At 74.0% G+C, this 14,096-nt stretch carries 12 protein-coding genes; 11 read left to right on the forward strand and 1 reads right to left on the reverse strand.

The annotated features are described in order from the left end of the window. Nucleotides 1-51: 51 nt before the first annotated feature. From ACTWP5_RS02335 to ACTWP5_RS02365, 7 genes are all read left to right on the forward strand, one after another. Nucleotides 52-1,602 carry an FAD-dependent oxidoreductase gene (locus tag ACTWP5_RS02335; protein WP_443218973.1) on the forward strand — a complete coding sequence of 517 codons (1,551 nt, stop codon included), beginning with the start codon at nucleotides 52-54 and terminating at the stop codon, nucleotides 1,600-1,602. Next, the gene (locus tag ACTWP5_RS02340; RefSeq protein ID WP_443218974.1) at nucleotides 1,589-3,136 is read left to right on the forward strand and encodes a class I adenylate-forming enzyme family protein; all 1,548 of its coding nucleotides are present in this window, start codon (nucleotides 1,589-1,591) and stop codon (nucleotides 3,134-3,136) included. The genes ACTWP5_RS02335 and ACTWP5_RS02340 overlap by 14 nt, the downstream gene beginning before the upstream one ends. Before the next feature lie 18 nt (nucleotides 3,137-3,154). After that, the gene (locus ACTWP5_RS02345) at nucleotides 3,155-4,741 is read left to right on the forward strand and encodes an NAD(P)-binding domain-containing protein (RefSeq protein WP_443218975.1); all 1,587 of its coding nucleotides are present in this window, start codon (nucleotides 3,155-3,157) and stop codon (nucleotides 4,739-4,741) included. Next, nucleotides 4,738-5,826, forward strand: coding sequence for an alpha-hydroxy acid oxidase (locus ACTWP5_RS02350; protein WP_443218976.1), 1,089 nt, complete (start codon nucleotides 4,738-4,740; stop codon nucleotides 5,824-5,826). The genes ACTWP5_RS02345 and ACTWP5_RS02350 overlap by 4 nt, the downstream gene beginning before the upstream one ends. After that, nucleotides 5,814-7,232, forward strand: a complete 1,419-nt coding sequence (locus tag ACTWP5_RS02355; protein ID WP_443218977.1) for a cytochrome P450 — start codon at nucleotides 5,814-5,816, stop codon at nucleotides 7,230-7,232. Before ACTWP5_RS02350 ends, ACTWP5_RS02355 begins: the two co-directional genes overlap by 13 nt. Further along, nucleotides 7,229-8,563 (forward strand): cation:proton antiporter, encoded by a 1,335-nt coding sequence (locus ACTWP5_RS02360; protein ID WP_443218978.1) that lies wholly within the window; start codon nucleotides 7,229-7,231, stop codon nucleotides 8,561-8,563. The genes ACTWP5_RS02355 and ACTWP5_RS02360 overlap by 4 nt, the downstream gene beginning before the upstream one ends. 100 nt (nucleotides 8,564-8,663) lie before the next feature. Continuing rightward, complete coding sequence (locus tag ACTWP5_RS02365) at nucleotides 8,664-9,536, forward strand: ATP-grasp domain-containing protein (protein WP_443218979.1); 873 nt, start codon at nucleotides 8,664-8,666, stop codon at nucleotides 9,534-9,536. Nucleotides 9,537-9,561: 25 nt separating this feature from the next. On the opposite strand, the gene ACTWP5_RS02370 is transcribed toward ACTWP5_RS02365, so the two are convergent. After that, nucleotides 9,562-9,996 carry a VOC family protein gene (locus ACTWP5_RS02370; RefSeq protein WP_443218980.1) on the reverse strand — a complete coding sequence of 145 codons (435 nt, stop codon included), beginning with the start codon at nucleotides 9,994-9,996 and terminating at the stop codon, nucleotides 9,562-9,564. Nucleotides 9,997-10,288: 292 nt separating this feature from the next. Here ACTWP5_RS02370 and ACTWP5_RS02375 point away from each other — a divergent pair, with 292 nt between their 5' ends. From ACTWP5_RS02375 to ACTWP5_RS02390, 4 genes are read left to right on the forward strand one after another with little or no spacing between them, the layout of a single operon-like run. Next, nucleotides 10,289-11,263 carry an ABC transporter permease gene (locus ACTWP5_RS02375; RefSeq protein ID WP_443218981.1) on the forward strand — a complete coding sequence of 325 codons (975 nt, stop codon included), beginning with the start codon at nucleotides 10,289-10,291 and terminating at the stop codon, nucleotides 11,261-11,263. Beyond that, nucleotides 11,260-12,075 carry an ABC transporter ATP-binding protein gene (locus tag ACTWP5_RS02380; RefSeq protein ID WP_443218982.1) on the forward strand — a complete coding sequence of 272 codons (816 nt, stop codon included), beginning with the start codon at nucleotides 11,260-11,262 and terminating at the stop codon, nucleotides 12,073-12,075. The genes ACTWP5_RS02375 and ACTWP5_RS02380 overlap by 4 nt, the downstream gene beginning before the upstream one ends. After that, the gene (locus ACTWP5_RS02385; RefSeq protein WP_443218983.1) at nucleotides 12,072-12,875 is read left to right on the forward strand and encodes an ABC transporter permease; all 804 of its coding nucleotides are present in this window, start codon (nucleotides 12,072-12,074) and stop codon (nucleotides 12,873-12,875) included. Before ACTWP5_RS02380 ends, ACTWP5_RS02385 begins: the two co-directional genes overlap by 4 nt. Nucleotides 12,876-12,891: 16 nt before the next feature. Then, nucleotides 12,892-14,070, forward strand: coding sequence for an ABC transporter substrate-binding protein (locus ACTWP5_RS02390; protein WP_443218984.1), 1,179 nt, complete (start codon nucleotides 12,892-12,894; stop codon nucleotides 14,068-14,070). Nucleotides 14,071-14,096: the final 26 nt, after the last annotated feature.

Below are 14,096 nucleotides of genomic sequence, written 5' to 3' on the forward strand. Positions count from 1 at the left end.
TAGGGGCGCGATCTCAGAGACTTCTGAGATCGCGTGGGTAACGTCCCGCGCATGGCTCACGACTATCTGATCATCGGGGCCGGGCCCGCGGGGTTACAGCTCGCCGCCCTGGCCGAACGTGACGGTCGCGACTACGCCGTCCTCGAACGGGGCGCGGGGCCAGGCACCTTCTTCACCCGCTTCCCCCGCCACCGCACCCTGATCTCGATCAACAAGGTACACAGCGGCTACGCGGACCCCGAGCAGCGGTTGCGCATGGACTGGAACTCGCTGCTCTCCGACGACCCGTCGCTGCTCTTCACCCGCTACACCCCGCGGTACTTCCCCGACGCCGACGACATGGTCCGCTACCTCGCCGACTTCGCCGCGGCCACCGGGGCCCGGGTGCACTACGACACCGAGGTCACCCGGATCTCCCGCGACGACGACGGGTTCGCCGTCACCGACCAGGGCGGACGCACCTGGCGGGCCGCCCGCCTCGTCGTGGCGACGGGCGTGTCGCGGCCGTACGTGCCGCCGATCCCCGGCATCGAGCACGTCGAACAGTACGACACCTTCGACACCGACCCGGCGTCCTTCACCGACCAGCGCGTCCTGGTCGTCGGCAAGGGCAACTCGGCGTTCGAGACCGCGGACTCCCTCATGGAACACGCCGCGGTGATCCACGTCGCGGGCCCGCACTCGGTGCGGCTGGCGTGGCAGACGCACTTCGTCGGGCACCTGCGCGCGATCAACAACAACTTCCTCGACACCTACCAGCTCAAGTCGGAGAACGCCGTCCTGGACGGCACCATCGAGCGGATCGAGCCCCGTCCCGGCGGCGGGTTCCGGGTCCTGTTCCGCTACGCGCGCACGGTGGAGGCGCTGCGGGAGCTGGCCTACGACCGGATCGTCGCCTGCACCGGGTTCCGCTTCGACGCCTCCGTCTTCGACGAGAGCTGCCGCCCGGCCCTCGTCATCAGGGACCGGTTCCCCGAGCAGACCGCCGCCTACGAGTCGACCACGGTCCCCGGCCTGTACTTCGCCGGCACCCTCACCCAGGTCCGCGACTTCAAGAAGTCCACCAGCGGCTTCATCCACGGCTTCCGCTACGGCGCCCGCGCGCTCCACCACATCCTCGGCCAGCGCCACCACGACACGCCGTGGCCGACGACCGCGCTGGACGCGTCTCCCGAGGCGATCAGCGAGGCGATCACCGCCAGGGTGAACCGCTCCTCCGCGCTGTGGCAGCAGTTCGGGGTCCTCGGCGACGTCGTCACGGTGGCCGGCGGGACCGCGCGGTACGCCGAGGAGGTGCCGGTGGACTACGTCGCGGACGGCGGACTCGGCCCGGCCGAGCACCACTTCGTGACGACGCTGGAGTACGGGCCGGACCACGACACCGTCGACCCGTTCGACATCACCGTGCCCCGCCCCGCGGAGAACGACGCGGCCCACGCGACGGACGCCAGCTACCTGCACCCGGTGGTGCGCCACTACCGCGACGGCGCGCTCGCCGCGACCCACCACCTGGCCGAGAACCTCGACAACCAGTGGGACATGCCGACGGTGCACGTCCAGCCGCTCGCCGCCTTCGTGAAGGAACGCCTTGCCCAGGCGTGAGGAGGCCGAGCCGTTCCCGCGCGCCGTGCTCGACGCGCTCGGCGCCGCCGCCGACCGGCCCGTGTTCGAGCACGGCACGCGCACGCTCACCGGCGGCGACCTGCTCGACCTCGTCGCCCGGATCGCCACCGGCCTGCGGGAGGAGGGGCTGCGCCCGGGCGACGGCGTGGCCCTGCGGCTCGGCGTCACGCCGGAGGCGTTCGCGACGATCCTGGCCGCCCACGCGGTGGGGGCCCGCGTGGTGGGCCTGCGGCCGGGGCTGACGGACGCGCAGCTGCGTCACCTCCTCGGCCTCGACATCGCCGCGCTGATCACCGGCTCCCCCACCGGCACCCCCACCGACGCCGGCACGGGCGGCACGCCGACGCACGGCCCGCCCACGCTCACCGTCGACGCGCTGCGCGCGGCGCCGCCCGCGCCCCTCACGCTGGCGGGACGGCCCGGCGACGTCGCCCGCCTGCTCCACACCAGCGGCAGCACCGGCACGCCCAAGGCGTGCGCGCAGACCTACGCGGCGATGACCGCCGCGTGGGCCGCGCGGCCCGCGGCCTGGCCGCCCGCGATCCGCGAACTCGCCTCCCGGCTGGACCGCTACCTCGTGTTCGGCTCGCTGGCGAGCCAGGTGATGGTCGAGTACGCCGTGCTGACGATCGCCGCGGGCGGCACCGTCGTCGTCGCCGAGGACCCCACGCTGCCCGACGCGATCACCCGGCTGCGGGCCACCGCGAGCGTCATCACCGTGCCGCGCCTGGCCAGGCTCGTCGCCGCGCAACGCCGCGACCCGGCCGACCTCTCGACGCTGCGCGCGCTGATGGTGTCCGGCTCGCCCCTGACGCCGGACCGGCACCGCGAGGCGCTCGACGTGCTCGGCCCCGTCGTCTTCCACGGCTACGGCCAGACCGAGACGGGCATGATCGCGATGGCCACCCCGGACGACCCGCCCGGCTCGGTCGGCGTCCCGCCCGCCGCGGTCGAGATCCGGGTCCGCGACGCGCACGGCGCGCCCGTCCCGCCGGGCGTCGACGGCGAGCTGTTCGTCCGCACCCCGGCCCAGGCCACGGGCTACTGGGGCGAGGAGGCGCGGTCGGCCGAGGTGTTCACCGACGGCTGGGTGCGCACCCGCGACCTGGGACACCTCGACGGCGACGGCCGCCTGTGGCTGACCGGCCGGACGCGGGACGTCGTCATCGTCAACGCGAACCTGCACCACGCGGGCCCGATCGAGCGGGTCATCGCCGAGCACGAGGACGTCGCCGAGGCGTACGTGGTCGCCGTGCCGGACGAGGACACCGGCGAGGCGGTGCACGCCTTCGTGGTGCCGGCCGCCGGCCGGACGCCCGAGCTGGCCGCGCTGCGCGCGCTAGTGACCGCCCGGCTGGGCGCGGCGTGCGCGCCGGCGCGACTGACCGCGATCGCCGAGCCGCCGCTCGCCCCGAGCGGCAAGCCGGACAAGCGCCTGCTGCTGTCCCGGCTGTCCCGGCCCGCCACCCCCGACCCGACCCCCGCCCCGCCCACCCAGACGTTGAGACGTTGAGACGTTAAGGAGAAAGCCGTGTCCAGCGAGGTTTCGACGGAGTGTCTCGTCCTCGGCGCCGGCCCGGCCGGGCTACAGGCGTCCTACCTGCTCACCCGGGCGGGACGGGACCACCTGGTCCTGGAGGCCGGGGACGCGCCCGGCACGTTCTTCACCCGCTTCCCCCGACACCGCACGCTGATCTCCATCAACAAGCCGAACACCGGCTGGGACGACCCCGAGCTCAACCTGCGCACCGACTGGAACTCACTGCTGTCCGACGACCCGTCGCTGCTGTTCACCCGCTACACCCCGCGGTACTTCCCCGACGCCGACGACATGGTCCGCTACCTCGCCGACTTCGCCGCCGCCCACGAGCTGCCCATCCGCCACGACACCCGCGTCGTGTCCGTGGCCCGGCCCGACGGCGACTTCCTGCTCACCGACCAGCGCGGCACCACCTACCGGGCCCGGCGGCTCATCGTCGCCACCGGCGTCTCGCGGCCCTACATCCCGCCGATCGAGGGGGTGGAGCACGCCGAGACCTACGGCGAGGTGTCGCTGGACGCGGCGGAGTTCACCGGGCAGCGGGTGCTGATCATCGGGCGCGGCAACTCGGCGTTCGAGACCGCCGACCACCTCGTCGAGACGGCCGCCGTCATCCACGTCGCCGGCCCCGGCTCGCTGCGCCTGGCCTGGCAGACCCACTTCGTCGGGCACCTGCGCGCGGTCAACAACAACTTCCTCGACACCTACCAGCTCAAGTCGCAGAACGCGCTGCTGGACGGCACCGTCCTCGCCATCCGGCGCGAGGGCGACGGATACGTGGTGCCGTTCAGCTTCGCGCGGGTCGCCGAGCGGGTGAAGGAGATCCGCTACGACCGGGTGATCCTCGCGACCGGCTTCCGCTTCGACGCGTCGATCTTCGCGGACGACTGCCGCCCCCGGCTGACGATCAACGACCGCTTCCCCGACCAGACCGCGGCGTGGGAGTCGGTGAACGTGCCGGACCTGTTCTTCGCCGGCACCCTCACCCAGGTCCGCGACTTCAAGAAGTCGACCAACGGCTTCATCCACGGCTTCCGCTACGGCGTCCGCGCGCTCCACCACATCCTCGAACACCGCTACCACGGCGTGCCGTGGCCGAGCCGCGACCTCGACCCGACCGCGGAGGCGGTGGCCGACGCCGTCGTCGCGCGGGTGAACCGCACCTCCGCGCTGTGGCAGCTCTTCGGGTTCATGGCCGACGCCGTGCTCGCCGGCCCGGACGGCTCCCTGCGCCACGTGGCGGAGGTGCCGGTGGACCACCTGCACGAGGCCGTCGCGCGCGGCGACTTCGGCGCGGTCGACAGCTACCTCGCGGTGACGCTCGAGTACGGCGCCGACCACGACCGCGTCGACCCGTTCGACATCGACGCCGGCCGGAACTCGCAGCAGGACACGAGCGGGCTCGACGCCCGCTACCTGCACCCGGTGGTGCGCCACTACCGCGACGGCGCGCTCCTCGCCGAGCACCACATGACCGAGAACCTGGAGAACGAGTGGGACAGCGAGGACGTGCACGTGAAGCCCCTGCTGGCGTTCCTCCACGCGCGGCTCACCGGCCCCGCCGTGGGCGCTCCGTGAGCCCCGAGCTGGCCGCGCTGCACGCGAAGGCCCGCGCGGCGCTCGACCCCGTGCACTACGACTACTACGCGGGCGGCGCGGGCGAGGAACGCGCGCTCGCGGAGAACGAGGCGGCGTTCGGGCGCCTGGCGCTGCTGCCGAGGGTGCTGCGCGGCGACGCGGCCCGCGACCTCGCCGTCGAGCTGCCCGGCGGGCGCCCGGCCCTGCCGGTGCTCCTCGCGCCGACCGCGTTCCACCGGCTCGCCCACCCGGACGGCGAGGCGGCGACGGCTCGGGCCGCCGCGGCGGCGGGCACCGTGCTGGTGACCGGCATGGCGTCGACCGTCGCGGTCGGCGAGGTCACGGCGGCGGCCCGCGCGGTCGACGCGGACGCGGCCGTGTGGTTCCAGCTCTACCTCCAGCCCGAGGAGGAGGTGACGGCGTGCCTGGTGCGGCGGGCGGAACGGGCGGGATGCACGGCGCTGGTGGTGACCGTCGACTCGCCGGTGTTCGGCCGGCACCGCCGCGACGCCGACCACGGCTTCCACGAGCTGCCGGCGGGCCTGGCCGCGGAGAACATGCGCGGCCTCCCCGGCGGCCCGCCGGGCGGCACCCGTCCCATCGCGATGTCCCCCACGATCTCCTGGGGCCACCTCGACCGGCTGCGGGAGGTGACGTCCCTGCCCGTCTGGCTCAAGGGCGTCCTCCATCCCGCGGACGCGCGGGCGGCGGTGGCGCGCGGCGTGGACGGGATCGTCGTGTCCAACCACGGCGGCCGCCAGTCCGACCTGGCGCCCGCCGCGCTCGACGCGCTGCCCGCCGTGGTGGCCGAGGTCGCCGGCCGGGTGCCGGTGGTGCTGGACGGCGGGGTGCGCCGGGGCGGCGACGTCGCCGTGGCGCTCGCGCTCGGCGCGGCGGCGGTCGGCGTCGGCAGGCCGGTGCTGTGGGGCCTGGCCGCGGACGGCGAGGCCGGGGTGGCCCGCGTGCTCGCGGTGCTGCGCGACGAGTTCGACCACGTCCTCGCGCTGTGCGGCGGGCGCGGCCCCGCCGACCTGACCCCCGACCTGGTCGTCCCGCGCGGGGGGTGCGAACGATGCGACGGGTGACGTGGGCGCTCGCCGCCGCCGCCGCGGTGACCGCCCCCCGCTGGCTGCCCGGGCGGGTGGTCGCCCTGCGCGGCAAGGTGTTCGAGAAGGTCAACGGGGACAACGCGATCACGTTCCCGAACCCGGCCGTCGGCCACGAGCGCTTCCAGGAGATCTACGGCCACCCCGCGGCGAACGGCCGCAGCAGGGGGGCCAGGCTGTCGGACCTGTTCTGGTACTGGCTCTCGCCCGGCCCCGAGGTGCACCAGGAGCACCTGGAGGCGGGCCCGCGCTACGACGAGGTGGCGCGCACCACGCTCGCCCTGCTGTCCGGGTCGAGCCAGGACCTGTCGGCCGTGGCCGGCCGCTGCGCCGCGCGGGTGCTCGACGAGCGGGCCGCCGGGCCCGCCACCCTCGTGCGGCTGCGCGACCTGATGATGCCCGTCTGGGCGGAGTTCTTCCACGAGCTTGTCTTCGACGAGCCCTGCCCCCGCCCGGCGCGGGAGCTGATCGTGGGGCACGCCGACGACGTCGTGTCGGCGCTGAAGTGCACCGGCCTGCGCCACCCCGCCCGCCGGGCGCGGCTCACCCGCTACCTCGCCCGGCGGGTCGCGGCGGGCGACGTGCGCCGGCCGCTGCCCGCGAGCCTCACGCGGGCCGAGCAGGTGCACTACCTCCAGGGAACGTTCTTCGGCACGGGCGTGGTGCAGATGTCCGAGGCGATGGCGCACCTGCTGCTCGCCCTCGCCCAGCACCCGCACGTCGCGGCCCGGCTCGCCGCCGACCCGGGCGACGAGCGGTACTTCGCGCACGTCCTCGACGAGACGCTGCGGCTCTACCCGCTGTTCGGCATCGCGCACCGGGTCACCACCGCCGACATCGCGCTCGACGAGCACACCACGATCCCCGAGGGGTCGGTGCTGTGCTTCAGCTACCCCGACTACCACGCCGTCGGCCACACCGACCCGGAGACGTTCGACCCCGACCGCTGGGAGCGCGTCTCGGCCCGCACGGCGCACCACATCCCGTTCGGCGTCGCCGCCAACCGGCCCTGCCCCGCCTGGCGGCTGTCACCGCTGGCGCTGCGGGCGGCGACGGCCGAGGTGCTGCGCCGCTTCCGGCTGTACTCCACGGTCCGGCACACCCGGTCGCTGCCGAGCCGCGGCCCGTGCCTGCTCCTTCCGAGGGCCACCGCCGGGGCGGTCCCGGCGGGGCGCCTGGCCGCGTGGGGCGTGTTCCTGCGCGTCCGTGACCGGTGGGAGGACACCTGGCGCGGGCCCGTGCAGCTCGCGTTGGGCACCGTCATGGTCCTCCACGCGCGGCGGCTGCGCCTGGCCGAACGCTACTTCGACCCGCACGGGGCGCACGGCCCGCACGAGGCGCGGGCGTGCCCCGTTCGCCCCACGACGCAGGAGGTCACCGAGTGAACCAGATCGAGTTCGCGCTGAAGGTGTTCGCGGCACTGGCGGTGGTGCTCACGGCGACGACCCTGTGCGGGCGCCTGGCCATGCTGGTCAGGCAGCCCAGGGTGGTCGGGGAGATGGTCGCCGGGGTGCTGCTCGGGCCCGCGCTCTTCGGCGCGGTCGCGCCCGGCGTGCAGGCCCAGGTGTTCCCCGGGGACGTCAAGGACGTCCTGTACGTGCTGAGCACCATCGGGTTGACGTTCTACATGTTCCTCGTCGGCTCCTCGCTCGACCACGGCCTGACCGGCGGGTCGAACATGCGGCGTGCCTCGGCCCTGGCCGTGTCCGGCATCGTGCCGACGTTCCTGCTGGGCGCCGCCACCGGGGCGCTGTTCTTCACCTCGCTGAGTCCCGAGGGCTCCAACCGGTGGGAGTTCATGCTGTTCGTCGGCGGCGCGCTGTCGATCACCGCGTTCCCGATGCTGGCGCGGATCCTTCAGGAGCGCGGCATCGCCAACACCCCCATCGGCGGCCTGACGCTGGTCGCGGCGGCGATCGACGACGCGGCGGCCTGGGCGCTCCTCGCCGTGATCATCGCCGTCGGGACGGCGGGCGGGCCGCTGGACGCGCTGGACACCGTGGTGGGGGCGGCGCTGTTCGCGGTCCTGATGCTCACCGTCGGGCGCAGGCTGCTGGGCAGGCTCGGCGAGCGGGTGGAGCGCGAGGGCGGCATGAGCCGCGACATGATGGCGCTCGTCCTGCTCCTCGTGCTGGTGGCGGGGTGGTTCACCGACTACATCGGGGTGTTCTCGGTGTTCGGAGGGTTCGTCACCGGCCTCGCGATGCCGCAGTCGGAGGCCGTCCGCCGGGAGTTGGAGACGCGCCTGACCGACCTGAACTCGATCCTGCTGCTGCCGGTCTTCTTCGCCTTCAGCGGACTGAACACCGAGGTCTCCGGCTTCGGCTCGGGCGGCAGCCTGTGGTGGCCCCTGGCGGTCGTCATGCTCGTCGCGTTCGCGGGCAAGTACCTGGGTTGCGCGGCGGTGGTGCGCGCGCAGGGCTACTCGTGGCGGTACGCCTCGGCCGTCGGCGGGCTGATGAACGCCCGGGGGCTGATGATCCTGGTCTTCATCAACATCGGCCTCGCCTACGACATGGTGTCCGACGAGTTGTTCGCGATCCTCGTCGCCGTGGCGATCGCGACGACCGCCGCCGCGATGCCGATCTACCGCGCCTCCCTCCCGGACCACCTGGAGCGCACCGCCTCCGACGCCACCCCGCCCCCGTCCCCGGGGCCACCCGGCCCGCCCACCCCACCGACCTCGGTCCCGGCGGGCGATCCGAACGCCCCGTGACGCACGCACCCCGTCACGCCCACGCCCCGGCCACCCCGGGCCGGGGGTGGGCGTGACGCTGGCTGTCGACCGGACCGGCCGGGGTGGCATGGTGGCGACCATGATGCTGCTGGTTCCCGCGGACGTGCTGCGTCCGCGCCGTGTGGATGAGCACTTCGCTCCGGAGGCGAACGCGGCACGCGCGGCCGGCCTGGAGGTCGCCCTCGTCGATCACGACGCGCTGGCCAGCGCGGACGGAACGGACGGCGCCGACCGCGCCGTCGCCCGCGTCCCCGAGGCCGGGGCGGCGGCCGTCTACCGCGGCTGGATGCTGCGCGCCGAGCGGTACGCCGCGCTCGAACGCGCGCTGGCCAGGCGGGGCGTCACCCTCCGCACCAGCGCCGAGCGGTACCGACGCGCGCACGAACTCCCCGGCTGGTACGAGGCGTTGAAGTCCGTGACGCCCCGGTCCGTGTGGACCTCCGGCACGGGCCGGGCCGCTTTCGACGCCGCGCGCGCCGCGCTGGGGCCGGGGCCGGCGGTGCTGCGGGACCACGTCAAGTCGATGAAGCACTACTGGGACCAGGCGGCGTTCATCCCCGACCTCGCCGACGCCGAGGGCGCCTGGGCGGTGGCCACCCGCTTCCTGTCACTGCGCGCGGACGACCTGGTCGGCGGCTTCGTGCTGCGCCGATTCGAGACGTTCGCCAGCGCCGAGGTGCGCACCTGGTGGTGGGACGGCACCTGCCGCCTCGTGGGCCCGCACCCCGACACACCCGACGACGCGCCGCCCGCCGACCTCGACCTCGCGCCGGTCGAACCGCTCGTCGCCGGCCTCTCGCTGCCCTTCGTCACCGTGGACCTGGCCCGCCGCACCGACGGCACCTGGCGCGTCATCGAACTCGGCGACGGCCAGGTCAGCGACCGCCCCACCACGATCGCGCCCGAGAGCCTGATCGCCCTGCTCACCACCGCCACGCCACACCGCGCGTAGGGCGACGGCGGGCGCCGGCACGACCTCAGTCGAGACAGAACTCGTTGCCCTCGACGTCCTGCATCACGATGCACGACTCGTTGACACCGTCGGCGGGCAGGAGGCGCACACGTGCGGCGCCGAGCGGGAGCAGCCGTGCGCACTCGGCTTCGAGCGCGGCCAGGCGCTCCTCGCCCACGAGCCCGGTGCCGACCCGCACGCACAGATGCACCCGGTTCTTGACGACCTTGCCTTCCGGGACGCGCTGGAAGAACAGGCGCGGCCCCACGCCCGAGGGGTCGGTGCACGCGGACCACGAACCCCGGCTCTCCGTGGGCTGGGAGCGGTGGAAGTCGTCCCACGAGGCGAACCCCGCCGGTGGCGGCGGCATGACGTACCCCAGCACCTCGCACCAGAAGCGAGCGACACGCTCGGGGTCCGCGCAGTCGAAGGTGACCTGGAACTGCCTGATCGATGACATCGGCGCACCCTAACAGGGGGTCCTCCGGTGGCTGGCGCCGCGCTCCTCGCCGCCCCGCGCCCGTCTCGGGCAGCGGAGGCAGCGGAGGCAGCGGATCGGGCGGAACGGGGCGGGTCGGGCGGAACGGGTCCCCGTCGGCCTCTCCGCGTGACGGTCCGTTGCGTACACACGATCGTAACAATGATTGATGTATCGGACATTGACCCGTCCGCTCCCGCTGGCGGAGAGTGAAGCCCGCCGGTCCTCTCATCAGTCCGGCGGTCCACTCAGCGAACCAGTGGGAGGTGAGCCCGTGGGGTCAACCGTCCTGCCCGCTCCCGAACGGGGTGCCAGCCCGGCGCCCGCGAAACCCCCCGGCGGCAGCCGGAGGAAGCGAGGCGAACGCGGCGGCCCGGCGTGGGGCGGCCCGGCGCGCGCCGCCGCCGCGCGGGCGCTGCGCGCCGCCCTGTGGACCGCGCTGGTCCTCCTCGCCATCGGCGCGCTGTGGGAGGGCTACAAGGCGTTCGGCGAGACCACCGGCCTGGACCTGCCCGTCGACACCGACGACCAGGCCATGCCGCACCTCGCCGACATCGTCCGGGCGCTGTCCGAGCCCGCCCGCGCCGGCCAGGACATGTCCCTGGCCGTCTACCTCTACAACGAGGCGACCATCACCTTCCGCGAGGCCCTGCTCGGGCTGCTGATCGGCTCGGTCGCCGGGCTGCTGCTCGCGGTCGGCCTGCGGGAGTCCCGCTTCGCCTCGCGCGGGGTCATGCCCTGGCTGGTCGCCTCCCAGACCGTCCCCCTGGTGGCCATCGCGCCCATGGTCGTCATCTGGGGCGGGCAGGCCGGGATGCCCAGCTGGTTCGCCGTCACCCTCATCTCGGCGTACCTCGCCTTCTTCCCCGTCACCGTCAGCGTGCTGCGCGGCCTGAACTCCCCCCAGCCCGTGCACCGCGAGCTGATGCACGCCCTGGCGGCGGGCCGCAGCCGCACCCTGCTGCTGCTCCGCTTCCCCGCCGCCCTCCCCTACCTCTTCTCCGGCCTGCGGCTGGCCGCCACCGCCAGCGTCGTCGGGGCCATCGTCGGCGAGCTGTCGGCCGGCACCGGCGGCGGCATCGGGCGGGCCATCCTCACCAGCTCGTACTACTACGCGGGCGCGCCGGAGAACCTCTACGCGGCCGTGCTGGTCGCCGCCCTCACCGGCATCGTCATGGTCCAGGCGCTGCACCTCGCGGAGTCGTTCGCGCTGCGCCACCGCCAACGCGAACGGAGCACGAACTCATGACCACGCATGCCAGCGCCGAGCCCCCCGCCGCCGCCACGGCGGCCCCCGCCATCGCCATCGACCAGGTCAGCAAGGTCTTCCCCGGCGATGTCACGGCCCTCCAGGACATCGGCCTCGACATCCCCCCGGGCGCGTTCGTCTCCCTCCTCGGGCCCAGCGGCTGCGGCAAGAGCACCCTGCTGCGCGTCATAGCCGACCTCACCGCGCCCACCAGCGGTACCGTCACCGTCCACGACAAGGACCCACGCCAGGCGCGCCTCGCCCGCGACTACGGCCTGGTCTTCCAGCAGGCCGGGCTGCTGGAGTGGCGCACCATCCGCCGCAACATCGAGCTCCCGCTCCAGGTCAGCGGCGTGCCCCGCGCCGAACGCCGCCGCCGCGCCGAGGAACTGCTCGACCTCGTCCGTCTCTCCGACTTCGCCGACAGCTACCCCTGGCAGCTCTCCGGCGGCATGCAGCAGCGCGTCGCCATCGCCCGCGCCCTCGCCTGCCGCCCCCGCCTGCTGCTGATGGACGAGCCCCTCGGCGCTCTCGACGAGATGACCCGCGAGTACCTCCAGGACGAGCTGCTGCGCATCTGGCGCGAGACCGGCACCACCGTCGTCTTCGTCACCCACAGCGTCTCCGAGGCCGTCTTCCTCTCCACCGAGATCGTCATCATGTCGCCGCGCCCGGGCCGCGTCACCAGCCGCGTCACCGTGGACCTGCCGCAGCCCCGCACCACCGAGCACCGCACCTCGCCCGCGTACTTCGACACCGTGACGACGGTCCGCGCCGCGCTGCACTCCGTCATGGCGGAGGCGCGGCCGTGACCGCCGCCGCACTACGCGTACGCGCCGCCGCCGGCAGCGCGGCACCCGCTCTGGTCACCGGCGTGGCCGTCCTGGCGCTCTGGCAGCTCCTGGTCACCGTCACCGGCGTGCAGTCGTTCATCCTGCCCTCGCCGCTGGCCATCGCCGAGGCGCTGGTCGAGGAGCGGGAGACCATCCTCCGCGACGCCCGCGTCACGCTCTCGGCCGTGCTGCTGGGCATGGCGATGGGCAGCGCCGCGGGGCTCGCCGGGGCGCTGTTCCTGGCCCGGATCGGGCGGCTGTCGGCGCCGCTGCTGACGGCCGCCGTCATCCTCAACTGCGCGCCGATCGTGGCCCTGGCGCCCATCGCCAACAACTGGTTCGGCGTCACCAGCATCCTGTCGAAGGCGTCCGTCGCCGGGCTCATGGTCTTCTTCCCCGTCCTGGTCAACACCACCCGGGGCCTGACCGACGTCGCCCCGCTCCACCTGGAGCTGATGTCCGCCCTCGCCGCCCGCCCCTCCCACACCCTGTTCCTGGTCCGGCTGCCGCGCGCGTTGCCGTTCTTCTTCACCGGCCTGCGGCTCGGCGCGACCGCCTCCGTCATCGGCGTCATCGTCTCGGAGTACTTCGGCGGCCCCAGCGAGGCGCTGGGCGTGTTCATCGCCAACCAGGCCGCGCTCTCCCGCTTCGCCGAGACCTGGGCCGGAATCCTCGCCGCCAGCCTCATCGGCCTGACCCTGTTCGCGGCCGTCGCCGTCTGCGAACGCCGCCTGCTGCCGTGGGAACGGCACCGCCCCGAGCCTGACGACCACTCCTGACCCACAAGGAACCACCATGAAGCTCCGACGCGCCCCCCGGCGTTTCGCCCGTGGTGCCGCCGTGACCACGACCGCCCTGGCCGCGCTCACCGCGCTGGTCCTCCCCGGCTGCGCCCCCATGAGCGGCACCTCCGGCGGATCCGGCCTCGGCGGCCCCGCCGGCGCCGGCGCCGCCTGCGAGGAGACCACCACCGTCCGCGTCGTCCTCCAGTGGGTCGCCCAGGCCCAGTTCGCCGGCTACTACCAGGCGCTGGACAACGGCTACTACGCCGACCGCTGCCTGGACGTCCAGATCCAGGAGGGCGGCACCAACGTCGTCCCGCAGCAGGTGCTCGCCGCCGGCAACGCGGAGTTCGCCGTCAGCCACGTCACGAAGTCCATGGCCACCCGCGAGGAGGGCGCCGACCTGGTCAACATCGGCCAGGTCTTCCAGCGCGGCGCCTACCTCCAGGTCGCCATGGCCGACTCCGGCATCGACAGCCTCGACGACCTGGCCGGCACCCGCCTCGGCAGCTGGGGCAGCGGCAACGAGCTCGTCCTCTACGCCGCCCTCCGCGACGCGGGGCTGGATCCGGGCCGTGACCTGAGAGTCGTCCAGCAGCCGTTCGACATGTCGCTGCTGCTCGACGGCGAGGTCGACACCGCCCAGGCCAAGACCTACAACGAGTACGCCCAGCTCCTGGAGACCGAGAACCCCGCCACCGGCGAGCTGTACCAGCCGGAGGACTTCTCCGTGATCAACCTCCAGGACGAGGGCTTCGCCAGCCTGGAGGACGGCGTCTACGCCCGCGGCGACTGGCTCACCGACGAGGCCAACCAGGACGTCGCGGCCCGCTTCCTCGCCGCCACCTACCAGGGCTGGGCGTCCTGCCGCGACGCCTTCGACTCCTGCGTGGACACCGTCCTCGCCCACGGCAGCGCCCTCGGCGAGGGCCACCAGCGGTGGATGCTCAACGAGGTCAACAAGCTCGTCTGGCCCTCGCCCGACGGCATCGGCGTGCTCGACCAGGCCGCCTGGGACCAGACCATCGACATCGCCGTCGAGGGCGGTGCGCTCTCCGAGGTCCCGCCCGACGAGGCGCACCGCGGCGATCTGACCGAAGCGGCACTGGCGCTGCTGCGCGAGGACGGCGTGGATGTCACCGGCGGCTCCTACGAGCCGCGGGACATCACCGTCACCGCGGGCGGCCGGTAGCAGGCCCGCCCGCCCACACCCCGGAG

Origin of the sequence: Streptomyces sp. 4N509B (genome assembly GCF_052245655.1) — a bacterium.
Classification (GTDB): Bacteria; Actinomycetota; Actinomycetes; order Streptomycetales; family Streptomycetaceae; genus Streptomyces.